Here is a 22929-nt window from a genome sequence, read left to right as displayed (position 1 = left end):
CGTTCCCTCCGTTCTCCCGGACGGCCGGGGCGCGCGGGCGGTCCCGTACCGGCCCGCACCGCGCCCCGGCCGTCCGCCGTTCCACAGCACCTGGAGTTCCCGCATGACCCCTCAAGCGCCCTGGCTGATCGTCGGGCTGGGCAACCCCGGCCCCTGGTTCCGGACGACCCGGCACAACGCGGGCTTCCTGACCGTGGACCGGCTGGCCGAACGGCACGGCGCCCGGTTCCGGCGGCGCGGGATCGGCGGCACGGTCGCGGAGATCGAACTGGACGGGCGGCGGGTGCTGCTGGCCAAGCCGCAGTGGTTCATCAACCTGTCCGGTCGGCCGGTGTCCGGCCTGATGCGCCGGTACGGGGTGCCGGTGGAGCACCTGGTGATCGTCCAGGACGACCTGGACTTCGCTTACGGCTCCGGCAAGTTGAAGCGCGGCGGCGGGCCGGGCGGGCACAACGGGGTCCGTTCGGTGGGCGACGTGCTCGGCACCCGGGACTTCATCCGGCTGCGCTTCGGCATCGGCCGCCCGCCGAAGGGACAGAGCGTCGGCGACTACGTGCTCAAGAAGTTCACGGACGAGGAACTGGCCGCGATGCCAGGGGTGTTGGAGCGCTGCGCGAACGCCCTGGAGACGCTGGTGCGGCTCGGCCTGAACCGGGCCCAGGACGCCCTGAACATCAGCGCGCCCTGAGGCCCTCCGGGCCGCCGGGGCCCGCCCGGTCGGGGCCCCTCCGCTCGGGGCCTGTCCGCTCGGGGCCTGTCCGGTCGGGGCCGTGCGGGTCGAAGCCCGCTCGGTCCGGGCCGTCCCGGCGCGCGGTCGGGCGGGTCAGGGCGACGGCCGCCACCGCGACCGCCGCGAGGGCGACCAGCACCGTCCGCCCACCGGACGCCGCGCCCGCCAGGTGGACACCGAGGACCGACAGCGCCATGCCCAGCGCCGTACCGAGGCTGCGCGCCATGTTCACCATGCCGCCGCCGACGGCCGAGCACTCCGCCGGGACCGCCCGCATCACCAGGGCGTTGTTGGCCGGCAGCAGCAGCCCCAGCCCGTAGCCGGCCACCAGCAGCGGGGCCGCCACCGCCGCGCCCGAGGCGGGCAGCACGGCGAACAGCAGCAGTCCGGCGGCGGCGAGGCCGGCCCCGGAGCGGCACCGGGCGACGTCCGACCAGTCCCGGGGCAGCAACCCGCCGCCGACCGTCGCGGCGACCGCGAACGCGGCGGGCAGCAGGGTGACCACCAGGCCGGCGGCCGCCGTCGAGACGCCCGCGCCGGTGAGCAGCACCGGGCCCAGCACGAGCGGGCAGAACAGCAGCAGGTAGCCGATCAGCGCGACCACCAGCCCGGACCGCACACCCGGGGTGTTGACCAGCCCGGGTGCCAGGACCGGCCGGGCCGCCCGCCGCTCCTGACGCACCAGCGCCAGGGTGAGCACCGCGGCGGCCACCAGCAGGACGCCGACGGCCCAGCCGGGCAGCGGCAGGCCGGAGGCGGTGGAGAGGGCGAGCAGCAGCGAGGTGGTCGCGCCGGTGAGCAGCAGCATGCCGGGCAGGTCGAAGCGGGGCTCGGAGGGCGTGCGGCGTGCAGCACCTCGGGGCGCGGGCACGGTAGTGGGAACGGCAGTGGGGACGGTGGTCGGCCCGTCGGCCCCGGACCGGGTGCGGGGCAGCAGGTACCAGCCGGCCACGATGCCGAACAGCGCGATCGGCACGTTGACCCAGAACACCCACTGCCAGGAGGCGTGTTCCACCAGCAGACCGCCGAGGCTCGGCCCCAGCGCCAGCCCGAGCCCCTGGGCGGCGGCCTGGATGCCGAGCGCGCGCCGCATCGCGTGCTCGGGGACACCACGGGCGACCAGGGCGACGCTGTTGGCCTGCATCATCGCGGCGCCGACGGCCTGTACGGCGCGGCAGCCGACCAGGATCCACAGGCTGCCGGCGAGTCCGGCGCCGAGGGAGGAGAGGCCGAAGACGGCGAAGCCGCCGATGTACACGGTCTTGCGTCCGACCAGGTCGGACAGCCAGCCGACCGGCGCCAGCAGGGCGACCAGGACGAGCAGGTAGGCGAGGGCGACCCATTCGACGGCGGCGAACCCCGCGCCGAAGTGGCGGCCGAGGGCGGGGAAGACCAGGGCGATGACGCTGGCGTCGAGCTGGCCGAGGAAGGCCCCGAGACAGACCGTGCCGACGGCCAGCCAGTGGGCGTGGCGCCAGCCGGCTATGCCGCGGGGCCGGGGCCGCTCGGTGAGCAGGCGCGCGGTGAAGGCGGTGGCGTTCATGCCACGAATATATCGGATGCAGATATGTTCTTTCTACGAGTTGCTCGCCCTGCGATACGAAACGTCTCGCAGGGCGCCCACCCCGCGTCCGAGGACCGGACAGCGCCCCGGGAACGCCCCGTACCAGGCGATACGCTGTCCGCCATGCCGTCGTCACCACACGTTCCCGACCCCGCCACCGAAAGCCCCGACCCGGCGGTCGAGCACGCCCGGCGGCTGACCGACACCGTCACCCGGCTGCGCCGCGCCCTGCGCAGCAGCATCCGCACCGACTACCCCTGGGAGTCCCTGCCGATGGCGCAGGTCGAACTCCTCCAGACGCTCGCCGCCGCCCCGCTCCGGGTCGGCGAACTCGCCGCCCGCCAGCGGCTCGCCCCCAACACCGTCAGCGGACTGGTCGGCAAGCTCCTGGAAGCCGGCTTCGTCGACCGCCAGGCCGACCCCGGCGACCGGCGCACCGCCCGCATCGCCCTCACCCCCGCCGGACGGCTCCAGCTCGACGACTGGCAGCACGCCCACGAACGCCGCATCGCCACCGCCCTCGGCACCCTCGACCCGGCCGACCGCGCGACCGTCGTCCACGCCCTGCCCGCGCTGGACCGGCTCGCCCGCGCCCTCGCCCAGCCCGGGGCGGTCGGCCCCGAGGGGCCCGCGGGCGGGTGAAAACCGCTGGTGGACAGGGTCCGGCGGGCGCTACCGTCCCCGGCATGACCACCACCGAGGTACAGCTCGAACCCTGGACGGACACCGACCTCGCGCTGCTGCGCCGGGTGAACACCCCGGAGATGAAGAAGCACGTCGGCGGGCCGGAGACGGAGGAGCAGCTGCTCGTCCGGCACGGGCGCTACCTGGACTTCGTCCCGTCCGGACTGGGCTGCATGTACCGGATCGTGCTGCTGCCCGGGGGCGAGGCCGTCGGCACGGTCGGCTACGGCACCCGCAGCTGGGACGGCGAGACCGTGCACGAGATGGGGTGGAACGTGCTGCCCGAGCACCAGGGGCGCGGCATCGCCGTGACCGCCACCCGGGCCGCCGTCGCCGCCGCCCGGCGCGAGGCCGCGCACCGCTTCCTGCACGCCTTCCCCTCGGTGGACAACCCCGCCTCCAACGCGGTCTGCGCGAAGGCCGGGTTCACGCTGCTCGGCGAGACGGAGTTCGAGTTCCCGCCCGGGCGGTTCATGCGCAGCAACAACTGGCGGGTGGACCTGCGGGGTTGAGGCCCTGCTGGGTTGAGGCTTCCGGGGTTGAGGCCTGCGAGGTTGAGGCCTCCGGGCACGGGTGCCTCAGAAGAGGGTGCCGCTCTCCAGCTCCAGCAGCCAGCGCTTGCGGTCCACGCCCGCGGCGAAGCCGGTGAGCGCGCCGCCGGCGCCGAGCACCCGGTGGCAGGGGCGCACGATCAACAGCGGGTTGGCACCCACCGCGCCGCCGACCGCCCGGACCGTCCGCGGCGACTGCCCGGCCAGTTCGGCGAGTTGGCCGTAGGTCACGGTCGTGCCGTACGGGATCTCGTCCAGCGCGGCCCAGATCCGGCGGCGGAACTCGGTGCCCTCGGGGGCGAGCGGGAAGTCGAAGGTGGTGCGGTCGCCCTTGAAGTAGGCGGTCAGCTGGGCGACCGGCTCGGCCAGGGCCTCGGGGTCGTACTCCCAGTCGTCGGCGGGCTCGGCCAGCGCGTACTTCTGCCCGGGCGCGGTGACCGTGGCCAGGGCCGCGGGGCCGCCGTCCTCGGGCAGCACGCCGCTGAGCAGCAGCGGGCCGAACGGGCTCTCCATGGTGGTGTAGACGGTGGTGCTCATGCCGGGTCGTTCTCCGTTCCGGTGTTCGTGCTGGTGCTGGTGCTGGTGCTGGTGCTGGTGCTGGTGCTGAGGATGGTGCTGGTGCTGTCGGTGCTCGCGGGGCCGGCCCACAGGCGGTGGACGGCGTAGGAGCGCCACGGGGCCCAGGCCTCGGCGGCGTGGGCGGCGGCTTTGGCGTCGCCCAGGGCGCCGAGTCGGAGGAGGCCGTGCTTGACGCCGATGTCGGTCGGGAGGAAGACGTCGGGGTCGGCGAGGGCGCGCATCCGCAGGTAGCCGACCGTCCAGGGGCCGATCCCGGGCAGCGCCAGCAGCCGGGCGGCGGCCTCCTCCCGGTCGACGCCGCCGTCCAGGCGCACCACGCCCTCCGCCAGCGCGGCGCACAGACCGGTGAGCGCCCGGCGGCGGGCCGCGGGCATCGCGAAGTCCTCCGGGTCGGCGGTGGCCAGCACCGCCGCCGAGGGGAAGAGCAGCCGCAGTCCGCCGCTCGGCTCGGGCAGCGCGGCGCCGTACTTCTCCGCGAGCCGGCCCGCCAGGGTACGGGCGGCGCCGACGGTGATCTGCTGGCCGAGCACGGCACGGACGGCGAGCTCGTGCGGTTCCACGTGGCCGGGCGAGCGCAGGCCGGGGCGCTCGCGGACCAGCGGGCCGAGCACCGGATCGGCGCCGAGCTGCTCGTCCACGGTGTCCGGGTCGGCGTCCAGGTCGAACAGGCCGCGCAGGCGCTGGACGGCGGTCGGCAGGTCGCGCAGGTCGGCGAGCAGCAGGCGGCAGTCGAGCCAGCCGCGGGTGCGCGGGTCCTGCGGTGCCAGGCCGTCGACCTCGGCGATGCCGTGCCCGTACGGGAGCGCGAGGGTGCGCCGGTAGGTGCGCACTCCGGGGCGCGCGCCGGGTACCACCTCCTCCACGCCGGGGACGGCGCGCAGCTCCAGGAAGTCGATCAGGTGGTCGCTGTCCAGCGCGCCGCGGTAGGCCAGGCGCAGGGTGAGCCCGCCGGCCGGGGTCGCCGTGCGGCGGCCGGACACCACCTCGGCGCGCAGGCCACTGGGGGTGCGGTCGTAGACCTCGCGCACGGTGTCGTTGAACTGGCGGACGGAGGCGAAGCCGGCCGCGAACGCGATGTCGGTGACGGGGAGTTCGGTGGTCTGCAGGAGCAGCCGGGCGGTCTGGGCGCGGCGGGCCCGGGCCAGCGCGATCGGGCCGGCGCCGAGCTCGGCGGTGAGCTGGCGCTGGAGCTGCCGGGCGCTGTAGCCGAGGCGGTCGGCCAGGCCCGCGACGCCCTCGCGGTCCACCACGCCGTCGCCGATCAGGCGCATCGCGCGGCCGACCAGGTCGGCGCGGTGGTTCCACTCCGGGGAGCCCGGCACCGAGTCCGGGCGGCAGCGGCGGCAGGCGCGGAAGCCTGCGCCCTGGGCGGCCGCGGCGCTGGGGTAGAAGCGGCAGTTGGCACGTTTGGGGGTCACGGCGGGGCAGCTCGGCCGGCAGTAGATGCCGGTGGAGGTGACCGCTGTGAAGAAGACGCCGTCGAAGCGGGCGTCGCGGCTGTCCACGGCTCGGTACCGAATGTCGTCGTCGATCACGTTGTCCAGTTTGCGGGATCGGACGAGGGGTGACTGGCGGAAATCGGACATTGCCGTTGGGGGCTTCCCCCCTCCCCCCTCCCCCACCCTCCCGCCTCCACCACCCACCACCCACCCACCACCGGGCCCGGCTCCGTGCCGGACCCCGCCCGGCCCCGCCGGACCCCGCCCGGCCCCGCACGGCCCCGCCCGGCCCCGCCTCGGCCCGCCCCCGCACTGGCCGGCCGCCGGCCGACCGGTCAGTGCGGGGCGTCACGCCCGGACTCACCGGGCGGACGCTGGGCCATGGAGCTGCTGAACCGTTGCGCCGAGGGCGGGTCCGGTCAGCGCTTCACCGGACCGCCTGCCGCACGCATCGACTTGGTGATCGCCTTCCACTTGTTCAGCCGGGCCTTGGCGACCCGGGCGTCGGTGCGCGAGGCGATCCACTCGTTCTCGCGCTGGAGCTTGAGGTAGCTGTCCATCCGGCGCTGCGGCAGGGTGCCGTCCTCCAGCGCCGCGCGGACCGCGCAGCCGGGCTCGGTGTGATGGCTGCAGTCGTGGAAGCGGCAACCCTCGGCCAGCTCGGCTATGTCGGCGAAGGCCAGGTCCACCCCCTCGCCACCGTAGAGGCCGACCTCGCGCAGCCCGGGGGTGTCGATGAGCACACCCCCGCCGGGCAGCGGTATCAGCTCGCGGGTGGTCGTGGTGTGGCGCCCCTTCTGGTCGACCTCGCGGGCTTCCTGGACGGTCATCACGTCGGCGCCGACCAGCGCGTTGGTGAGCGTGGACTTGCCCACGCCGGACTGGCCGATCAGCACCGTGGTGCCGGGGGCGCAGGCACGGAGCACGTCGATGCCCTCGCCGCTCTCCGCGCTGACCACCAGCACGGTGACGCCCGGTGCGACGGATTCGACGTCGGCCCGGATGAACTCGGCGTCGTCGACCAGGTCGGCCTTGGTGAGGACGACCAGCGGCTCGGCGCCGGACTCCCAGGCCAGGGCCAGGAAGCGCTCGATCCGCCCGAGGTCGGGATCGGCCGCGAGCGAGGCGGCGATCAGTACGGTGTCGACGTTGGCCGCCAGCACCTGGCCGTCGGAGCGCTTGCCGGCCACCTTGCGGATGATCGCGGTGGAGCGCGGCAGCAGCGCGGAGACGGCGGCCATCGGCTGGGCGTGCAGGTCGACGGCGGCCCAGTCGCCCGTGCAGGGGCAGTTGATCATGTCGGCGTCGCCCACCGGCCGGGTGTCGAGCCGGACGGTGCGCAGCTCGCCCGTCTCCGGGTCGGCCAGGACGGCGTCGCACTGGCCGCGGTCGACCCGGGTGATGCGGGCGGGGAGCAAGCCCGCCTCGGCGAGTGGAACGAAGAGCTCGTCGAGCTCGGACGTCCAGCCGTAGCGGGCCAGCGGGGAACTCTCGGTGGGGAAGGAGGAGGAGAACAGCGAAGTGGAGGCAGCGTTGAACAACGCAGTGGCCCTTCGGGAGGAGATGGTCCCGGCGGGCTACGGCTGGCGCGGAAGGCTCAGCCGGCGGCCGGGAAGAGGAGGTGAACGCGCGTGCTGCCCAGGGCAGCTATCGAGGCGACAACGACCACGGGGTTCACCTCCTGCTCTCTACTCCTCGGGCGGCCCAATGGCCCCCGAACCGATGTGTCACACGCTAGCGGGGCGGGCGGTTGGGGCCAACCTATTTTTGACCTGCGGAAATGCGATGGGGAGGGGGTGCAGCGGGCCAACATTGGCCCGGCCGACCGGCCCGACCGGCAGTGCCGGGGAGCGCGGAACGGGGAGGACGCACGACGGACGACGCACGGACCCGCCGCTACCCCCCGTAGCGGTGCTTGAGGTTCGGGTCGTCCAGCCACCACGGCCGCATCCCGCCCTCGTCCTCCTCCGGCCGCCCCGCCGCCCGGTCCTGCGCGGCCTGCGCCTCGAAGCGGGCGTCCAGCTCGGCGTCCACGGCCTTGATCTCCTCGCGCCCCTGCACCACCATCCGCCGCACCAGCGCGGCCAGGAACGGCAGGCCGACGAGGTCGCCCAGCACCCAGAAGGCGTTGCCGCCCCAGGTCTGGTCCTGCGCCAGGCTCGGCCCCCAGGGCCGCCCGAGCGCCACGTAGTAGTGCTCGGCGACGAGGTGCCCGCCGTAGATCAGCACGATCCCGAGCCCCGCGTCGAAGATCACCTCGGCGAAGGTGATGAACAGCCCGACCAGGTGCGGGTACTCGTGCCCGACCGGGTCGAGCTGCAGCCGCGGCCAGAAGTAGGCGAGGCCCAGCAGCACCAGCGCCAGGTGCAGCACCAGGTTGCCGACGCCGCTGGAGACCGACCACTCGTACCAGGGCGTGAAGTAGAGGAGCCACGGCGGCGCCATCAGCAGCGCGGTGGAGACTGCGGGGAACATCAGCACCTTGGAGGGCCGGCTGCGCAGCGCCCGCAGGATCCGCTCCCGCCGGTGCTCCGGCGAGGACCGGACCAGCAGCGAGACGGGGGCGCCGAGCGCGAGCAGCAGCGGGACGACCATGAGCAGCAGCACGACCTGCACGGCCCGGTCGGTGAACAGGACGCGCTCGTACACCCCGAGGCCGGAGCAGGTGCACCAGATCCACAGCAGCAGCCCGCCGAGGAAGGCCGCGGTGCGGGTGGGCTGCCAGCGGGCGCCGTCGCCGCGGTTCGCGGTGCGCACCGCGGCCAGGTACCAGCCGCCGAGCAGCAGCGACAGGGCGAGCACCACCGGTTCGAAGGTCCAGGAGGTGGCCAGGTCGGACCACTGCCACGCGGGCGGTCCGCTGTACGCGAGCACCCGGGCCCCGTCGGCCAACACGCCGCCCAACGCGCCGTCCACCGCGCCGTTCATCCGTCCGCCCACCTCATCCCTACCGCCGCGGGGGCCGCGGCGCCCGGCCATGATGGCCTTCCCGACGCCGTCCGCCGCAGCCGGGGCCCACCTCTATACCCGGACCTGAACAAAGCTTTGCCAAAGCCGAACAAAGCTTTGCCCAGGCAAAGTTCTGCCCATGGCGACCCCGGAGGCGCAACCGGCGCGAGCCCGCTCCCGTCTGGCAGGATGCACCGTCGGCGATACCGGCCACGTGGGTGACAGCAAGGGGACGACAAGAGGTGCAAAGCACTGCACGCGGCGAGGGCCGGCGGCTGGCCGCGCGCCACCGCAACATCGAGCTGGGCCTGCTGGCGCTCGCGGTGGCCGTCTGCCTGGCCGGACACATCGACGCCTCGCTGGCGATGACCGACAAGCTGCCGCCCGGGCTCCTCGTCCACGGTCTGTCCCTCGGCGCGCTGGTCGCGGTGGCGCACCTGGCGGTGCGCCGGTTCGCGCCGTACGCGGACCCGCTGATCCTGCCGCTGGGCGTGTTCCTGACCGGCTTCGGGCTGGTGCTGCTGGACCGGCTGGACTTCAGCTACAAGGCCGCGCACGCCGCCAAGGGCGACTACCAGAAGCTCCCGGCCGCGCCGGGCCAGCTGATGTGGACGTTCATCGCGGTGGCGGCGGCGCTCGCGCTGATCGTCTTCGTCAAGCACCACCGCTTCTTCCAGCGCTACGTCTACGTGCTGATGGCGGGCGCGCTGATCCTGCTGACCGCGCCGATCTTCTCGCCGACCGACAGCTTCGGCGCCAAGCGCTGGATCAAGCTCCCCGGGCTGCCCTCCTTCGAGCCGGACGAGTTCGTGAAGGTCGCGATCACGATCTTCTTCGCGGGCTACCTGATGGCCTCCCGGGACGCCCTGGCACTGGCCGGGCGGAAGGTCTGGGGGATGACCCTCCCGCGCGGGCGGCACGCCGGTCCGGTGCTGGCGATCTGGGCGGTCAGCCTGATGGTGCTGATCTTCGAACGCGACCTGGGCACCTCGCTGATCTTCTTCGGCGTCTTCGTCGTGATGCTGTACGTGGCGACCGAGCGCACCAGCTGGGTGGTTCTCGGCCTGCTGATGGCGGTCGGCGGCGCGGCCGTGGTCGGCACCGTGGAGCCGCACGTGCACGGACGCGTCGAGGCCTGGCTGCACCCGCTCGACTACTTCCCCCCGGTCAACAACCAGGCGATCTCCGCACAGCCCGCCGAGGCGCTGTTCAGCCTCGGCACCGGACACATGACCGGGACCGGCCTGGGCTCCGGCCGGCCGTGGCTGATCGGCTTCGCCGGGCGCAGCGACTTCATCTTCACCACCATCGGCGAGGAACTGGGCCTGGCCGGGGTGACCGCGATCCTGCTGGTGTACGTGCTGCTGATCCAGCGCGGGCTGCGCACCGCGGTCGGCCTGACCGACCCGTTCGGCAAGCTGCTGGCCACCGGCCTGTCGGCGGCCCTCGCGCTGCAGGTGTTCGTGGTGGTCGGCGGCGTGAGCGGGCTGGTCCCGCTGACCGGCAAGGCGTTGCCCTTCCTGGCGGCCGGCGGTTCCTCCCTGCTGGCGAACTGGCTGATGGTCGCCCTGCTGATCAAGCTGAGCGACTCCTCGGGGCGCACCGCCATGGACCCGGCCCCGACCAGCCCGGAGCCGCTCCCGGCGCAGGCCGTCCCGGCCGATCGGGCGGCGGCCGGCACCCCGGCCTCCGCCACCCCGGGCCGGACCCTGGGGGCGGGCGAACCGCTGGCCGCGGGCCTGGACCCGCTGCCGGGCACCGGCCCCGACCCGGCGGGCCCGTCGTCGGCGTCGTCGGCGTCGTCCGCACCGCCCGGCCCCGGCCACTCGGACCCGGGCGCCCCCACCGAGCTGCGCCCCTCCTTCGGCCACGCGCCCGGCGCGCCCCGGCCCGACGGACCGCAGCACGGCGGAACGCTGCCCGGCGCCCCCCAGTACGGCGGTCCGCAGTTCGGCGGCCCACAACACGGCGGCCCGCAGCACGGCGGAGCGCAGGCGTCGTACGGCTACCCGCCGATCAACGAGCAGTCCACCCACGGCTACGGCCACCCGCAGCAGCCCCCGTACCCGCAGAACCCGACGATCGGCTGACCCCACCGGCACCCACCGGCACCCACCGGCACCCGCCGGCACACCCAGCCGACCAGCCGTCAAGGTCCCGTCAAGGTGCCGCAGGCCCCCGCCGATCGACCCGGACCGCCCTCGGCACGATTCGTACACAAGTCGAACACCGACCGGCCGACCGCCGACAATGCAACCGACAACGCGACCGGCAACGCAAAGGGCCTCCCCCGCACCCGCGAGGGAGGCCCTGCCCGTACGAAGCCGCCACCGCGACCACCCGCGACCGCCGCCACTACCGGGCCGCTACCGCTGCTCCCACGGCGGCCGAGGCGGCCTGGGCGGGTACCCCGGCACCTGCTGCCCGGGCCCCGACCCCGCACCCGGCCCCGCACCGGCCCCCGGCCCCGCCCCCGGCCGCTCCGGCGGCGGCCCGGCCGGCCGGTCGCTGTCCGGCGGCGGCGGGGAGGGCCGGTGGTGCGGCCCGGGCCGGGCGGTGAGCCGCGCGCGCACGTTGTCGGCGGCCAGCACGTCGGCCCACCGCTCGGGGTACTCGGCGGGCACGTCGACGTCGTCGCCGTCCTCCTCGCCCCACTCCTCCTCGACGCCCTCGGCCAGGCCGAGTTCGCGGGCGCGCCGGGCCCGTTCGACGGCCCGGCGGGCGGCGACCTCGCGGACCACCGCGGCGGCCGCCTCCTCGTGGGCGCGCTCGTTCTCGGCGCGGGCGTCGGCGGTCTCCAGGGTGGGCCAGCGGCGGTCTATGGCGGCGTTCATGGCGGCGCCGATGAGTACGGCGAGGGCCACCACGAAGATCCACAGCAGGACGGCCACCGGCGCGGCCAGCGAGCCGTACACCGAGGGGCCCTCGACCGAGCTGACCAGGTAGAGCCGCAGGCCGACGCTGCAGAAGACGAGGACCACCAGGGCGACCAGCGCGCCGGGGATGTCCTCGCGCCAGGGCGTGGAGACCGGCACGGCCAGGTGGTAGAGGGTGGTGAGGGAGACGATCAGCAGCAGGATGGCGACCGGCCAGTAGGCGGCGCCGACGAGCCCGGCGGCGCCGGGGACGGCGTTCTCGACCAGTCCGGGCCCGGCCATCAGCAGCGGCAGCACCAGTGAGCCGATCACCAGGGCGCCGAGGTAGAGGCCGAGCGACAGCAGCCGGGTCTTGACGATGCCGCGCTTGCCGTCCAGCCCGTACATGACGGTGATGGTGTCGATGAAGATGTAGAGGGCCCTGGAGCCGGACCACAGCGACAGCAGGAAGCCGATCGAGATCAGGTCGGGCCGGGCCTGGTCGAAGACCTGGCTGAGCAGCGGTTTGACGACCTCGTTGACGGAGGAGTCGGACAGGACCGTTCCGGAGGCCGAGACGATGTCGTGCTTGAGCCGCTCGATGGTGCCCGCGCCGAGGAACCCGTCGAGGTAGCCGAGGGTGGCGGCGAGGCCGAGCAGCAGCGGCGGGATGGACAGCAGGGTGAAGAAGGCCGCCTCGGCGGCGAGGCCGGTGACCCGGTACTCGACGCAGGTGTTGGTGGTGTCCTTGACCAAGTCCCACGCCGTGCGGCGCCACAGGCCCTGTTTGGCCGCGCGCCGGGAGCCCTTGCCCCGGCGCCGGGAGGGCCGTTCGGGGTTCGGTCTGCTCGTATCGCCTGCTGCTTGCACAGGGCTAACGGTATCGGGCCGGGTCGCTCCGGTTGATCTCCCCCGGGGTGCGGGCGCGTGCGCCCCGGCCGTGCGGGCCGCCGTCCGGGCACGTGCGCACCGCCGCGTCAGCCGCCGTACGGGAGCGCGGTCCGACCGCCCGTCAGGAGGCCCGGCCGGGAGCGGCGGGAACGCCCGGGCGTCCCAGATGTCGAAACTCCGGAGTCCAGTATTCGGATGTTAGTGGACCGCGAGTCCCGCGCCGTGCGAATCTCTTGCCATGCCTAGCGCCGGAACCACCCTAGTAGGTCGACTCCACGTCGATCTCCTTCGCGTGTCCAGCGCCATCTGTCCGGTGACCTGAGCTCCCACCCCGCCGCACCACCGCACCCGGCGCCGTCCACCCCGCCATCCCCGCACGAGCGGATGCGCAGGCGCCCGCCCGGCCCGGTCAGCTGCTCTCCCGGCCCTGAGAAACCCGCAGGTCACAGCAGCGATCGCACGGCCGAGCACGCCCCGCGACCCACCCGGCGCCAGCGCCACCTGCCCAGAAGGACTTCACCATGGCCACCTCTCCCGAGACTGCCGAGCCCACGGCCGACCGCCCGGTCGCGCCCCGCCCCGCCGCGGCTCGCAAGGTGACCCGCCACCGCGGCGAGGGCCAGTGGGGCATGGGGCACTTCACCCCGCTGAACGCCAACGAGCAGTTCAAGAAGGACGACGACGGTCTCAATGTGCGGACACGTATTGAGACGATCTACGCGCACCGGGGCTTCGACTCGATCGACCCCGCCGACCTGCGCGGCCGGATGCGCTGGTGGGGGCTCTACACCCAGCGCAAGGAGGGCATCGACGGCGGCAAGACCGCGATCCTGGACCCGCACGAGCTGGACGCCGAGTACTTCATGCTCCGGGTGCGCATCGACGGCGGTCGGCTGACTGTCGCCCAGCTGCGCGCGGTCGCCGAGGTCTCCGAGCAGTACGCCCGGGGCACCGCCGACCTGACCGACCGGCAGAACATCCAGTACCACTGGATCCGGATCGAGGACGTCCCGGCGATCTGGCAGAAGCTGGAGGCCGTCGGCCTGTCCACCACCGAGGCCTGCGGCGACACCCCGCGCGTCATCCTCGGCTCGCCGGTGGCCGGCATCGCCGAGGACGAGATCATCGACGGCACCTCGGCCATCGAGGAGATCCAGCGCCGCTTCATCGGCAACAAGGACTTCTCCAACCTGCCGCGCAAGTTCAAGAGCGCGGTCTCCGGCTCCCCGCAGCTGGACGTCGCCCACGAGATCAACGACGTCGCCTTCGTCGGCGTGGTCCACCCCGAGCACGGGCCCGGCTTCGACCTGTGGGTCGGCGGCGGCCTGTCCACCAACCCCAAGCTCGGCGTGCGCCTGGGCGCCTGGGTCCCGCTGGACGAGGTCGCCGACGTCTACGGCGGTGTGATCGGCATCTTCCGCGACTACGGCTACCGGCGCCTGCGCAACCGCGCCCGGCTCAAGTTCCTGGTCGCCGACTGGGGCGTGGAGAAGTTCCGTCAGGTCCTGGAGGACGAGTACCTGGAGTACCGCCTGGTCGACGGGCCCGCGCCCGCCGAGCCCGCCGCCCGCTGGCGCGACCACGTCGGCGTGCACCGGCAGCAGGACGGCCGCTACTACATCGGCTTCGCCCCGCGCGTCGGCCGGGTCGACGGCAAGCTGCTCGGCCGGATCGCCGACCTCGCCGCCGCCCACGGCAGCGACCGGCTGCGCACCACCGCCGAGCAGAAGATGCTGGTCCTCGACATCGCCGAGGAGCACGTCGACTCGGTGGTGGCCGGCCTGGAGGAGCTCGACCTGCGGGTCACCCCCTCGCCGTTCCGCCGCGGCACCATGGCCTGCACCGGCATCGAGTACTGCAAGCTCGCCATCGTCGAGACCAAGGAGCGCGGGCGCACCCTGATCGACGAACTGGAGCAGCGCCTGCCGGAGTTCGCCGAGCCGCTGACCATCAACATCAACGGCTGCCCGAACGCCTGCGCCCGGATCCAGGTCGCCGACATCGGCCTCAAGGGCCAGCTGGTCACCGACGAGCACGGCGACCAGGTCGAGGGCTACCAGGTCCACCTGGGCGGCGCGCTCGGCCTGGAGGCCGGCTTCGGCCGCAAGGTCCGCGGCCTCAAGGTCACCAGCGCCGGCCTGCCCGACTACGTCGAGCGCGTGCTGACCCGCTACCAGGCCGACCGCACCGAGGGCGAGCGCTTCGCCCAGTGGACGGCCCGCGCCACCGAGGAGCAGCTGTCGTGAGTGAGAGAGCCGCGCCGTTCTTCTGCCCGTACTGCGGGGACGAGGACCTGCGCCCGTCCGAGGCCGGCCACGGCGCCTGGGAGTGCCACGGCTGCCGCCGCGCCTTCCAGTTGAAGTTCCTCGGCCTGCTGTCACCGACCAACGGGGGTGCGTCGCATGACCAACCGCGCCACGACTGACCACGAGGAGCTCGCCGTCCGGGCCGGCCGCGAGCTGGAGGAGGCCACCCCGCAGGAGGTGCTGCGCTGGGCCGCCGACACCTTCCGCGAGCGGTTCTGCGTCACCTCCTCGATGGAGGACGCGGTGGTCGCCCACCTCGCGTCCTCGGTGTTCCCCGGGGTGGACGTGGTGTTCCTGGACACCGGCTACCACTTCCCGGAGACCATCGGGACCAGGGACGCGGTCGCCGCGACCATGCCGGTCAACGTCATCACGCTCACCCCGCTGCGGACGGTCGCCGAGCAGGACGCCGAGCACGGGCCGCGGCTGCACGACCGCGACCCGGACCTGTGCTGCGCGCTGCGCAAGGTCGAGCCGCTCAACCGCGGCCTGGCCGGCTACGACGCGTGGGCCACCGGGCTGCGCCGCGACGAGTCCCCGACCCGGGCGAACACGCCGGTGGTCTCCTGGGACCCGAAGCGCCGCAAGGTCAAGATCGCCCCGATCGCCCGCTGGACGCAGCAGGACGTGGACGCCTACGTCGCCGCGAACGGCGTGCTGCTCAACCCGCTGCTGTGGGAGGGCTACCCGTCCATCGGCTGCTCGCCGCTGTCCTGCACCCGCAAGCCGGGCGAGGGCGAGGACGCCCGGGCCGGCCGCTGGTCCGGCTCCGGCAAGACCGAGTGCGGCATCCACCTCTGAGCCCCCGAGCCCTCCCTGACTGCTCGTCAACTACCGTGTAAGGAACGAACCGTGACAGCTCACACCCCGGCCGCCGACGGAGCCGCAGAGGCGGCCCCCGCGGCCGCCCCCTGCGAGCGCGGCGCCACCGTGTGGCTGACCGGGCTGCCGAGCGCGGGCAAGACCACCCTGGCCTTCGCGCTGGCCGGGCGGCTGCGCGCCGAGGGCCACAAGGTCGAGGTGCTGGACGGCGACGAGATCCGCGAGTTCCTCTCCAAGGGCCTCGGCTTCTCCCGCGAGGACCGGCACACCAATGTCACCCGGATCGGCTTCGTCGCCGAGAAGCTCGCCGCCAACGGCGTCAAGGTGCTCGCCCCGGTGATCGCCCCGTTCGCCGACTCCCGCACCGCGGTGCGCGAGCGGCACGCCGCGGCCGGCACCGAGTTCCTGGAGATCCACGTCGCCACCCCGGTCGAGCTGTGCGCCGAACGGGACGTCAAGGGCCTGTACGCCAAGCAGGCCACCGGGGAGATCTCCGGCCTGACCGGCGTCGACGACCCGTACGAGGCCCCGGCCGCACCGGAGTTGCGCCTGCAGACGCAGGGCCGCGAGGTCGCCGAGTCCGCCGCCGAGCTGCACGCCTTCCTGACCGAGAGGGGTCTCGCATGACCACCGCGACCGACAGCCCGGTCCGCACCCAGGACGCCGGCCAGGATTCAGGGGGGCCCTTCGCGCTGTCCCACCTGGACGCGCTGGAGGCCGAGTCGGTGCACATCTTCCGCGAGGTCGCGGGGGAGTTCGAGCGCCCGGTGATCCTGTTCTCCGGCGGCAAGGACTCCATCCTGATGCTGCACCTGGCGCTCAAGGCCTTCGCACCGGCCGCCGTGCCCTTCTCCCTCCTGCACGTCGACACCGGCCACAACTTCCCCGAGGTCCTCGCCTACCGCGACCGGACCGTCGCCGAGCACAACCTGCGCCTGCACGTCGCCCATGTCCAGGACTTCATCGACGACGGCCGGCTGCGCGAGCGCCCGGACGGCACCCGCAACCCGCTGCAGACCGTGCCGCTGCTCGACGCCATCGAGAGCAACCGTTTCGACGCGGTGTTCGGCGGCGGCCGCCGCGACGAGGAGAAGGCCCGCGCCAAGGAGCGCGTCTTCTCCCTGCGCGACGAGTTCGGCGCCTGGGACCCGCGCCGCCAGCGCCCCGAGCTGTGGTCGCTCTACAACGGCCGGCACGCCGTCGGCGAGCACGTCCGCGTCTTCCCGCTGTCCAACTGGACCGAGCTGGACGTCTGGCAGTACATCGAGCGCGAGGGCATCGAACTGCCCGAGATCTACTACGCCCACGAGCGGGACGTCTTCTCCCGCAGCGGCATGTGGCTCACCGCCGGCGAGTGGGGCGGCCCCAAGGACAGCGAGCCCGTCGAGCGGCGCCTGGTGCGCTACCGCACCGTCGGCGACATGTCCTGCACCGGCGCCGTCGACTCCGACGCCACCACCATCGAGGCCGTGATCGCCGAGATCGCCGCCAGCCGCCTCACCGAGCGCGGCGCCACCCGCGCCGACGACAAGCTGTCCGAGGCCGCGATGGAAGACCGCAAGCGCGAGGGGTACTTCTAATGAGCACCACCAGCACGACCGTCGGGACCAGCGCCACCTCCCTGCTGCGCTTCGCCACCGCCGGCTCCGTCGACGACGGCAAGTCCACCCTGGTCGGCCGCCTGCTGCACGACTCCAAGTCGGTGCTCGCCGACCAGCTGGAGGCCGTCGAACACGCCTCCCGCAGCCGCGGCCAGGAGGCACCCGACCTCGCGCTGCTCACCGACGGCCTGCGGGCCGAACGCGAGCAGGGCATCACCATCGACGTCGCCTACCGCTACTTCGCCACCCCCCGGCGCCGGTTCATCCTCGCCGACACCCCCGGGCACGTGCAGTACACCCGCAACATGGTGACCGGCGCCTCCACCGCCGAACTCGCCGTCGTCCTGGTCGACGCCCGCAACGGCGTCGTCGAGCAGACCCGCCGGCACGCCGCCGTCGCCGCCCTGCTGCGGGTGCCGCACGTGGTGCTGGCCGTCAACAAGATGGACCTGGTCGACTACGCCGAGCCGGTGTTCGCCGCGATCGCCGCCGAGTTCACCGCCTACGCCGCCTCGCTCGGGGTCAAGGACGTGCTGGCCGTCCCGATCTCCGCCCTCGCCGGGGACAACGTCGTCGAGCCGTCCGCGCACATGGACTGGTACGGCGGCCCGACCCTGCTGGAGCACCTGGAGACCGTCCCGGTCGGCAGCGACCCCAGCGCGGAGCCCGCCCGCTTCCCCGTCCAGTACGTGATCCGCCCGCAGACCGAGGAGCACCCCGACTACCGCGGCTACGCGGGCCAGCTGGCCTCCGGCGTGCTGCGCGTCGGCGACCCCGTCACCGTGCTGCCCTCCGGCCACACCACCACCGTCGCCGCCATCGACGCGCTCGGCCGCCCCGCCGACCTGGCCTGGGCCCCGCAGTCGGTCACCGTCCGCCTCACCGACGACCTCGACGTCTCCCGCGGCGACCTCATCACCGCCGGGGCCTCCCCCGCCCCCACCAAGGACATCGAGGCCACCGTCAGCCACCTCAACGAGCGGCCGCTGCGCGCCGGGGACAAGGTGCTGCTCAAGCACACCACCCGCACCGTGCGCGCCCTCGTCAAGGAGATCACCTACCGGATCGACATCGACAGCCTCGAACAGCGCTCCGGCGCCGAGGGGTTGAACGTCAACGACATCGGCCACGTGAAGCTGCGCACCGCCGAGCCGCTGGCCCTCGACGACTACACCGACAACCGCCGCACCGGCTCGTTCCTGCTGATCGACCCGGCCGACGGCACCACCCTCACCGCCGGCATGGCGGGCGAGGCCTTCGCCACCGTACGCACCGACGGCGCGCCCGGCGCGCCCGAAGAGGAGGACTGGGTCTGATGCCCAGCGAGGCGTTCTCGGGCATGGACAAGGAAGGCGGCCGCATCGGCAGCGGCGTCCTCGGCAGCGGCCAGGGCGGCTTGACCCGATGTGCGGGCCGACGGGGCTGAGAACGCCCCGTCACCGGGCCGCTCCCCACGGCCGCCCGGCTTGCCCGGCACACCCCCTGCCGCAAGCGCCACCTTCCCACCGTCCGCCCGGGACCGCTTCCTGACGGTCCGTCCGCGAACAGGACCCACCATGGCACCGCACCAGGCACCCTCGCACCGCACCCCCTCCGATCGGCCCGCCCGCCCCAACGCCGGCCGGATCAGACGCACGGCCGCGGCCGCCGCCGCCGGCCTGACCGCCGTCGCCCTGCTGTCGGCCTGCAGCTACGGCTCCAAGGCCGACACCAAGGCCGACACCGCGGCCACCGTGGGGAGCTCGGCGTCCGGCCCCAAGCTCACCGCGGACACGGTGAAGATCGGCTACTTCGCCAACCTGACCCACGGCACCCCGCTGGTCGGACTCCAGGAAGGCATATTCCAGAAGGAGTTGGGCGCCACCCAGGTGAAGACCCAGGTCTTCAACGCGGGCCCGGCGGAGATCGAGGCGCTCAACGCCGGATCGATCGACATCGGCTGGATCGGCCCCTCCCCGGCGATCAACGGCTACACCAAGTCCGACGGCAAGTCCTTGAAGATCATCGGCGGTTCGGCCTCCGGCGGGGTCAAGCTGGTGGTCAACCCCGAGAAGATCGGCTCGCTGGACGACCTCAAGGGCAAGAAGATCGCCACCCCGCAGCTGGGCAACACCCAGGACGTGGCGCTGCTCAACTACCTGGCCGGCAAGGGCTACAAGGTCGACGCGGCGTCCGGCGCGGGCGACGTCTCGGTGGTGCGCACCGACAACAAGGTCACCCCCGACGCCTACCGGCAGGGCTCCATCGACGGCGCCTGGGTGCCCGAGCCCACCGCCTCCAAGCTGGTCACCCTCGGCGCGAAGGTCCTGCTCAACGAGAAGGACGTCTGGCCGGACAAGAAGTTCGTGATCACCAACATCATCGTCTCGCAGAAGTTCCTCAAGGAGCACCCGGACGTGGTGGAGGCCGTGCTGCGCGGCTCGGTGAACACCAACGCCTTCATCAAGGCCAACCCCGACAAGGCCAAGGCCGACGCCAACGAGGCGATCAAGAAGGAGGCCGGCAACGCGCTGGAGCCGGCCGTCCTCGACCCGGCCTGGTCCGACATCGACTTCCTGGACGACCCGCTGGCGAACACCCTCCAGGCCGAGGCCGACCACGCCGTCACCGCCGGGCTCCTCAAGAAGCCCAACCTGAACGGCATCTACGACCTCACCCTGCTGAACAAGGTCCTCGCGGCCAAGGGCCAGGCGCCCGTGGCGGACGCCGAACTCGGCGCCAAGTAGCCCGGCGCCCCGCAGCTCCGCGGTCCGGCCCCCGCCCGCCCGGTCGATCCCCGATCGATGCCCACCGGGCCGGGCGGGGCCGGACCCGGCCTCCCGCTCCGCAGCCCCCGCCAGCCCCGCCAGCCTCGCCAGACCCGCCAGACCACTCACGCAGGAGGTGCCCGGATGACCCCGGCACTGACCACCTCGGCGGACGCCCCCGGCGCCGACGCCACCGGCGGCACGCCCGCCGTCCGGATCTCGCACGTGCACAAGTCCTTCGGCCGCCCGGGCTCCGCCACCCACGTGCTGGACGACATCACCCTCGACGTCGCGCCCGGCGAGTTCGTCACCCTGCTCGGCGCCTCGGGCTGCGGCAAGTCCACCCTGCTCAACCTGGTCGCCGGCCTCGACGCGCCCACCCGCGGCAGCATCGAGGTGTCCGGCGGCCGCCCCGCCCTGATGTTCCAGGAACACGCCCTGTTCCCCTGGCTCACCGCCGGGAAGAACATCGAACTGGCCCTCAAGCTGGCCGGCGTCCCCCGCCCCGAACGCCGGGCCGAGGCCGAGCGCCTGCTCGAACTCGTCCGCCTGAACGGCGCGTACGGCAAGCGGGTGCACGAGCTGTCCGGCGGCATGCGCCAGCGCGTCGCGATGGCCCGCGCCCTCGCCCAGGGCAGCAAGGTGCTGCTGATGGACGAGCCGTTCGCGGCCCTCGACGCCATCACCCGGGACGTCCTGCACGACGAGATCACCCGGATCTGGGCCGAGCGGCAGCTGTCCGTCCTGTTCGTCACCCACAACGTGCGCGAGGCCGTCCGGCTGGCCCAGCGCGTCGTACTGCTCTCCTCCCGCCCCGGCCGGGTCGCCCGGGAGTGGCGGATCGACCTGCCGCAGCCGCGCCGCATCGAGTCCTCCGGCGTCGCCGACCTGTCCATCGAGATCACCGAAGAACTGCGTGGGGAGATCCGTCGCCATGGCCAGCACTGACACCGCTCCCGTCGTCCTGGACAAGAACCCCGTCTCCGACAGCGTCTCCGACAGCGCCGACGTCGGCGCCGGCCTGGACGCCCTCGACTCCGTCACCGCCCGGCGCAGCTCGCTCGGCGAGGTGCTGCGCGGCAAGGCCCTGCCGCCGCTGATCGGCGTGCTGGTGGTGCTGGCGCTGTGGCAGGGCGCGTACAGCCTGCACCTCACCTCCTCGTACAAGCTGCCCAGCCCCACCGACGTGTGGCACTCCCTCCAGGACCTCTGGTACCAGGGCACGCTGTTCTCGATCATCTGGACCAGCGTCTGGCGCGGCCTGTCGGGCTTCCTGCTCGCCGTCGTCATCGGCACCCCGATCGGCCTGGTCGTCGCCCGGGTCAGGCCGGTGCGCACCGCGATCGGCCCGGTCCTCCAGGGCCTCCAGTCGCTGCCCTCGGTCGCCTGGGTGCCGGCCGCCGTCATCTGGCTCGGCATCAACGACCAGATGATGTACGCGGTGATCCTGCTCGGCGCCGTCCCGTCCATCGCCAACGGGCTGGTGGCCGGCATCGACCAGGTCCCGCCGCTGTTCCTGCGGGCCGGGCGCACCCTCGGCGCCACCGGCCTGACCGGCGCCCGCCACGTGCTCATCCCCGCCGCGCTGCCCGGCTACCTGGCCGGCCTCAAGCAGGGCTGGGCGTTCTCCTGGCGCTCCCTGATGGCCGCCGAGCTCGTCGCCTCCTCCCCCGACCTCGGCCGGGGCCTGGGCCGGTTCCTGGAGGACCAGCGCGAGTTCTCCGACATGTCCGGGGTGCTGCTCGGCATCATCCTGATCCTGTTCGTCGGCATCGCCATCGAACTGCTCGTCTTCACCCCGGTCGAACGCCGGGTGCTGCGCAACCGCGGCCTGCTGGCCTCCGGCAAGTGAGGCGGCCGCCGGTGCCCGCCCTCCTGCTCATCGCCCACGGCAGCCGCGACCCGCGGCACGCCGCGACCGTGGCCGCGCTGGTCCGGGAGGTGCGGGCCCAGCGGCCCGCCCTGGAGGTCGCCACCGCCTACCTGGACCACTGCGCGCCGCGGATCCCCCAACTGGTCGGGCGGTCCGGCCGGTTCGGGCGGGCGGCGGACGCGGTGGCCGTCCCGCTGCTGCTCAACCGGGCCTTCCACGCCAAGCACGACATCCCCGCCGCGCTGCGCGCCACCGGCGCGGGCCTGCCGGTCGCGGACGTGCTGGGCCCCTCCCCGCTGCTGCTCGCCGCCCTGGACCGCCGGCTGGCCGGGGCCGGGCTCGACGTCGGCTCGGCGGCGGTCCGCGCCCGTACGGGTGTGGTGCTGGCCGCGGCCGGCTCCTCCGACCCGGCCGCCGACGCGGCCACCCGCCGGGCCGCCGCCGAGTGGCGCCGCACCCGCGGCTGGGCCGCCGTCGAGGTCGCGTACGCCTCGGCGGCGGGCCCGCGCGTGCCCGACGCCCTCGCCGCCCTGCGCGCGGCCGGCGCCGAGCGGACCGCCGTCGCCCCGTACCTGCTGGCCCCGGGCCTGCTGCCGGACCGCATCGCGGCGGCTGCGGCGGGCGCGGACCTGGTCGCCGACGTCCTCGGCGCCGCCCCGGAGCTGGCCGCACTGCTGCTGGAACGCTACGACCGGGCCCGCCGGGCGGCGGCAACGGTCCCGGCGCTGAGCGCCTGAGCCGGAGTCCGGCTCAGCGCGCCTCCTCCTCCGCCCGGTGCACGTACGCGGCGATCTCGACGGCTTCCCAGTGCCGCGCCCGCTCGAAGTGCCGACCGGTCCGGGCCGCACGCTCCTGCTGGTAACGCGCGACGGCGGCGGTGATCACGCTCAGTGGCACGGTCCCGCCCGGGTCCACGACGGCGGCTTCGACCCATTCCCGGAGGAGGACGCCCGGCTCGGTCTCCCGCTCCTGCGCCCGTCGTCGTACCTCGTCCATCACCGGTTTCGGCAGCCGCAGCCAGGTGGTGATCATCGCCGGCTCCGGGGCCGACGGCTCGGCGCCCATGACCTGACCCCCGGCCAGTTCGCGCGTCCCGTCGTACTCGGCGATCGCTTCGAGCTCCGGCTCGTCGGCCATCCACCACTCCCATCGAGCCACCGGGCCTCTCCCGTCTCCTGGGCCGCAGCGTGCCAGCGGCCCGCACGCCGGGCCAGTCGCACCCACTCGGGCGGGTGACGGCTCGCGGCAGCACCGAGGGCGGGGCGGGGGCGGGGGCGGGGGGGGCGCGGGGGGGGGGGGGGGCGGGGCCCGGGGCGGGGGGTGCGGGTGAGGGCGGGG

22 protein-coding genes are annotated in these 22929 nt (G+C 73.9%); 15 read left to right on the top strand and 7 right to left on the bottom strand.

Annotated features, from left to right (window positions below):
* Window positions 1–103: 103 nt before the first annotated feature.
* Window positions 104–688 carry an aminoacyl-tRNA hydrolase gene (gene pth / locus ACFV8H_RS10600; protein ID WP_380398310.1) on the top strand — a complete coding sequence of 195 codons (585 nt, stop codon included), beginning with the start codon at window positions 104–106 and terminating at the stop codon, window positions 686–688.
* On the opposite strand, the gene ACFV8H_RS10595 is transcribed toward pth, so the two are convergent.
* Complete coding sequence (locus tag ACFV8H_RS10595) at window positions 675–2273, bottom strand: MFS transporter (RefSeq protein WP_380398308.1); 1599 nt, start codon at window positions 2271–2273, stop codon at window positions 675–677. The genes pth and ACFV8H_RS10595 overlap by 14 nt on opposite strands.
* A 144-nt stretch (window positions 2274–2417) precedes the next feature.
* Between ACFV8H_RS10595 and ACFV8H_RS10590 the strand changes: the two genes are divergently transcribed.
* Window positions 2418–2936, top strand: a complete 519-nt coding sequence (locus ACFV8H_RS10590; protein ID WP_380398306.1) for a MarR family winged helix-turn-helix transcriptional regulator — start codon at window positions 2418–2420, stop codon at window positions 2934–2936.
* A gap of 44 nt (window positions 2937–2980) precedes the next feature.
* Window positions 2981–3490 carry a GNAT family N-acetyltransferase gene (locus ACFV8H_RS10585; RefSeq protein WP_380398304.1) on the top strand — a complete coding sequence of 170 codons (510 nt, stop codon included), beginning with the start codon at window positions 2981–2983 and terminating at the stop codon, window positions 3488–3490.
* A 66-nt stretch (window positions 3491–3556) separates the two neighbouring features.
* Here the strand turns inward: ACFV8H_RS10585 and ACFV8H_RS10580 are convergent, their stop codons facing one another.
* From ACFV8H_RS10580 to ACFV8H_RS10565, 4 genes are all read right to left on the bottom strand, one after another.
* Complete coding sequence (locus tag ACFV8H_RS10580) at window positions 3557–4066, bottom strand: methylated-DNA--[protein]-cysteine S-methyltransferase (protein ID WP_380398302.1); 510 nt, start codon at window positions 4064–4066, stop codon at window positions 3557–3559.
* Window positions 4063–5694: a DNA-3-methyladenine glycosylase 2 family protein gene (locus ACFV8H_RS10575; protein ID WP_380398300.1), complete on the bottom strand. Its 1632-nt coding sequence runs from the start codon at window positions 5692–5694 to the stop codon at window positions 4063–4065. The genes ACFV8H_RS10580 and ACFV8H_RS10575 overlap by 4 nt, the downstream gene beginning before the upstream one ends.
* Window positions 5695–5966: 272 nt before the next feature.
* On the bottom strand, window positions 5967–7088 hold the full coding sequence (rsgA, locus tag ACFV8H_RS10570) for a ribosome small subunit-dependent GTPase A (protein WP_380398298.1): 1122 nt from the start codon (window positions 7086–7088) through the stop codon (window positions 5967–5969).
* Window positions 7089–7443: 355 nt separating this feature from the next.
* Entirely contained in the window at window positions 7444–8475 is a 1032-nt protein-coding gene (locus ACFV8H_RS10565; protein WP_380398296.1) for a cytochrome c oxidase assembly protein, read from the bottom strand.
* Window positions 8476–8738: 263 nt separating this feature from the next.
* Between ACFV8H_RS10565 and ACFV8H_RS10560 the strand changes: the two genes are divergently transcribed.
* Entirely contained in the window at window positions 8739–10586 is a 1848-nt protein-coding gene (locus tag ACFV8H_RS10560; RefSeq protein ID WP_380398294.1) for an FtsW/RodA/SpoVE family cell cycle protein, read from the top strand.
* A gap of 276 nt (window positions 10587–10862) precedes the next feature.
* On the opposite strand, the gene ACFV8H_RS10555 is transcribed toward ACFV8H_RS10560, so the two are convergent.
* A complete protein-coding gene (locus ACFV8H_RS10555; protein ID WP_380398292.1) occupies window positions 10863–12221 on the bottom strand; it encodes a YihY/virulence factor BrkB family protein in 1359 nt (452 codons plus the stop codon).
* Window positions 12222–12480: 259 nt separating this feature from the next.
* On the opposite strand from ACFV8H_RS10555, the gene ACFV8H_RS10550 reads away from it, so the two are divergent.
* The 11 genes from ACFV8H_RS10550 (at window position 12481) to ACFV8H_RS10500 (ending at window position 22328) form a co-directional block, all read left to right on the top strand.
* Entirely contained in the window at window positions 12481–12564 is an 84-nt protein-coding gene (locus tag ACFV8H_RS10550; RefSeq protein ID WP_310593185.1) for a putative leader peptide, read from the top strand.
* 199 nt (window positions 12565–12763) lie between these two features.
* The gene (locus tag ACFV8H_RS10545) at window positions 12764–14488 is read left to right on the top strand and encodes a nitrite/sulfite reductase (RefSeq protein WP_380398290.1); all 1725 of its coding nucleotides are present in this window, start codon (window positions 12764–12766) and stop codon (window positions 14486–14488) included.
* Complete coding sequence (locus tag ACFV8H_RS10540; protein WP_380398288.1) at window positions 14485–14667, top strand: hypothetical protein; 183 nt, start codon at window positions 14485–14487, stop codon at window positions 14665–14667. Before ACFV8H_RS10545 ends, ACFV8H_RS10540 begins: the two co-directional genes overlap by 4 nt.
* Window positions 14645–15349 (top strand): phosphoadenylyl-sulfate reductase, encoded by a 705-nt coding sequence (locus tag ACFV8H_RS10535; RefSeq protein ID WP_380398286.1) that lies wholly within the window; start codon window positions 14645–14647, stop codon window positions 15347–15349. Before ACFV8H_RS10540 ends, ACFV8H_RS10535 begins: the two co-directional genes overlap by 23 nt.
* Window positions 15350–15400: 51 nt before the next feature.
* Window positions 15401–15997 (top strand): adenylyl-sulfate kinase, encoded by a 597-nt coding sequence (gene cysC, locus ACFV8H_RS10530; RefSeq protein ID WP_380398284.1) that lies wholly within the window; start codon window positions 15401–15403, stop codon window positions 15995–15997.
* The gene (gene cysD, locus ACFV8H_RS10525; protein ID WP_380398282.1) at window positions 15994–16950 is read left to right on the top strand and encodes a sulfate adenylyltransferase subunit CysD; all 957 of its coding nucleotides are present in this window, start codon (window positions 15994–15996) and stop codon (window positions 16948–16950) included. The genes cysC and cysD overlap by 4 nt, the downstream gene beginning before the upstream one ends.
* Window positions 16950–18287 (top strand): sulfate adenylyltransferase subunit 1, encoded by a 1338-nt coding sequence (locus ACFV8H_RS10520; RefSeq protein WP_380398280.1) that lies wholly within the window; start codon window positions 16950–16952, stop codon window positions 18285–18287. The genes cysD and ACFV8H_RS10520 overlap by 1 nt, the downstream gene beginning before the upstream one ends.
* Before the next feature lie 240 nt (window positions 18288–18527).
* Window positions 18528–19697 (top strand): aliphatic sulfonate ABC transporter substrate-binding protein, encoded by a 1170-nt coding sequence (locus ACFV8H_RS10515; protein WP_380398278.1) that lies wholly within the window; start codon window positions 18528–18530, stop codon window positions 19695–19697.
* A 165-nt stretch (window positions 19698–19862) separates the two neighbouring features.
* The gene (locus ACFV8H_RS10510) at window positions 19863–20666 is read left to right on the top strand and encodes an ABC transporter ATP-binding protein (RefSeq protein WP_380398276.1); all 804 of its coding nucleotides are present in this window, start codon (window positions 19863–19865) and stop codon (window positions 20664–20666) included.
* Window positions 20653–21570 carry an ABC transporter permease gene (locus ACFV8H_RS10505; RefSeq protein ID WP_375890136.1) on the top strand — a complete coding sequence of 306 codons (918 nt, stop codon included), beginning with the start codon at window positions 20653–20655 and terminating at the stop codon, window positions 21568–21570. The genes ACFV8H_RS10510 and ACFV8H_RS10505 overlap by 14 nt, the downstream gene beginning before the upstream one ends.
* An 11-nt stretch (window positions 21571–21581) precedes the next feature.
* The gene (locus ACFV8H_RS10500; protein ID WP_380398274.1) at window positions 21582–22328 is read left to right on the top strand and encodes a sirohydrochlorin chelatase; all 747 of its coding nucleotides are present in this window, start codon (window positions 21582–21584) and stop codon (window positions 22326–22328) included.
* Between the two features lie 13 nt (window positions 22329–22341).
* Here ACFV8H_RS10500 and ACFV8H_RS10495 read toward each other — a convergent pair whose 3' ends face one another.
* Window positions 22342–22728 (bottom strand): hypothetical protein, encoded by a 387-nt coding sequence (locus ACFV8H_RS10495; RefSeq protein ID WP_380398272.1) that lies wholly within the window; start codon window positions 22726–22728, stop codon window positions 22342–22344.
* Window positions 22729–22929: the final 201 nt, after the last annotated feature.

It is taken from the genome of Kitasatospora sp. NPDC059827, from assembly GCF_042731675.1.
Lineage (GTDB): Bacteria > Actinomycetota > Actinomycetes > Streptomycetales > Streptomycetaceae > Kitasatospora.
Note: the sequence above shows the minus strand (reverse complement) of the source record. Positions and strands in the feature narration are given on the sequence as shown.

Bases quoted from the DNA above. Each gene is read 5' to 3' on its own strand.
- pth (WP_380398310.1), top strand. From the start codon at position 104: ATGACCCCTCAAGCGCCCTGGCTGATCGTCGGGCTGGGCAACCCCGGC.
- ACFV8H_RS10595 (WP_380398308.1), bottom strand. From the start codon at position 2,273: ATGAACGCCACCGCCTTCACCGCGCGCCTGCTCACCGAGCGGCCCCGG.
- ACFV8H_RS10590 (WP_380398306.1), top strand. From the start codon at position 2,418: ATGCCGTCGTCACCACACGTTCCCGACCCCGCCACCGAAAGCCCCGAC.
- ACFV8H_RS10585 (WP_380398304.1), top strand. From the start codon at position 2,981: ATGACCACCACCGAGGTACAGCTCGAACCCTGGACGGACACCGACCTC.
- ACFV8H_RS10580 (WP_380398302.1), bottom strand. From the start codon at position 4,066: ATGAGCACCACCGTCTACACCACCATGGAGAGCCCGTTCGGCCCGCTG.
- ACFV8H_RS10575 (WP_380398300.1), bottom strand. From the start codon at position 5,694: ATGTCCGATTTCCGCCAGTCACCCCTCGTCCGATCCCGCAAACTGGAC.
- ACFV8H_RS10565 (WP_380398296.1), bottom strand. From the start codon at position 8,475: ATGAACGGCGCGGTGGACGGCGCGTTGGGCGGCGTGTTGGCCGACGGG.
- ACFV8H_RS10550 (WP_310593185.1), top strand. From the start codon at position 12,481: ATGCCTAGCGCCGGAACCACCCTAGTAGGTCGACTCCACGTCGATCTC.
- ACFV8H_RS10545 (WP_380398290.1), top strand. From the start codon at position 12,764: ATGGCCACCTCTCCCGAGACTGCCGAGCCCACGGCCGACCGCCCGGTC.
- ACFV8H_RS10535 (WP_380398286.1), top strand. From the start codon at position 14,645: ATGACCAACCGCGCCACGACTGACCACGAGGAGCTCGCCGTCCGGGCC.
- cysD (WP_380398282.1), top strand. From the start codon at position 15,994: ATGACCACCGCGACCGACAGCCCGGTCCGCACCCAGGACGCCGGCCAG.
- ACFV8H_RS10520 (WP_380398280.1), top strand. From the start codon at position 16,950: ATGAGCACCACCAGCACGACCGTCGGGACCAGCGCCACCTCCCTGCTG.
- ACFV8H_RS10515 (WP_380398278.1), top strand. From the start codon at position 18,528: ATGGCACCGCACCAGGCACCCTCGCACCGCACCCCCTCCGATCGGCCC.
- ACFV8H_RS10510 (WP_380398276.1), top strand. From the start codon at position 19,863: ATGACCCCGGCACTGACCACCTCGGCGGACGCCCCCGGCGCCGACGCC.
- ACFV8H_RS10505 (WP_375890136.1), top strand. From the start codon at position 20,653: ATGGCCAGCACTGACACCGCTCCCGTCGTCCTGGACAAGAACCCCGTC.
- ACFV8H_RS10495 (WP_380398272.1), bottom strand. From the start codon at position 22,728: ATGGCCGACGAGCCGGAGCTCGAAGCGATCGCCGAGTACGACGGGACG.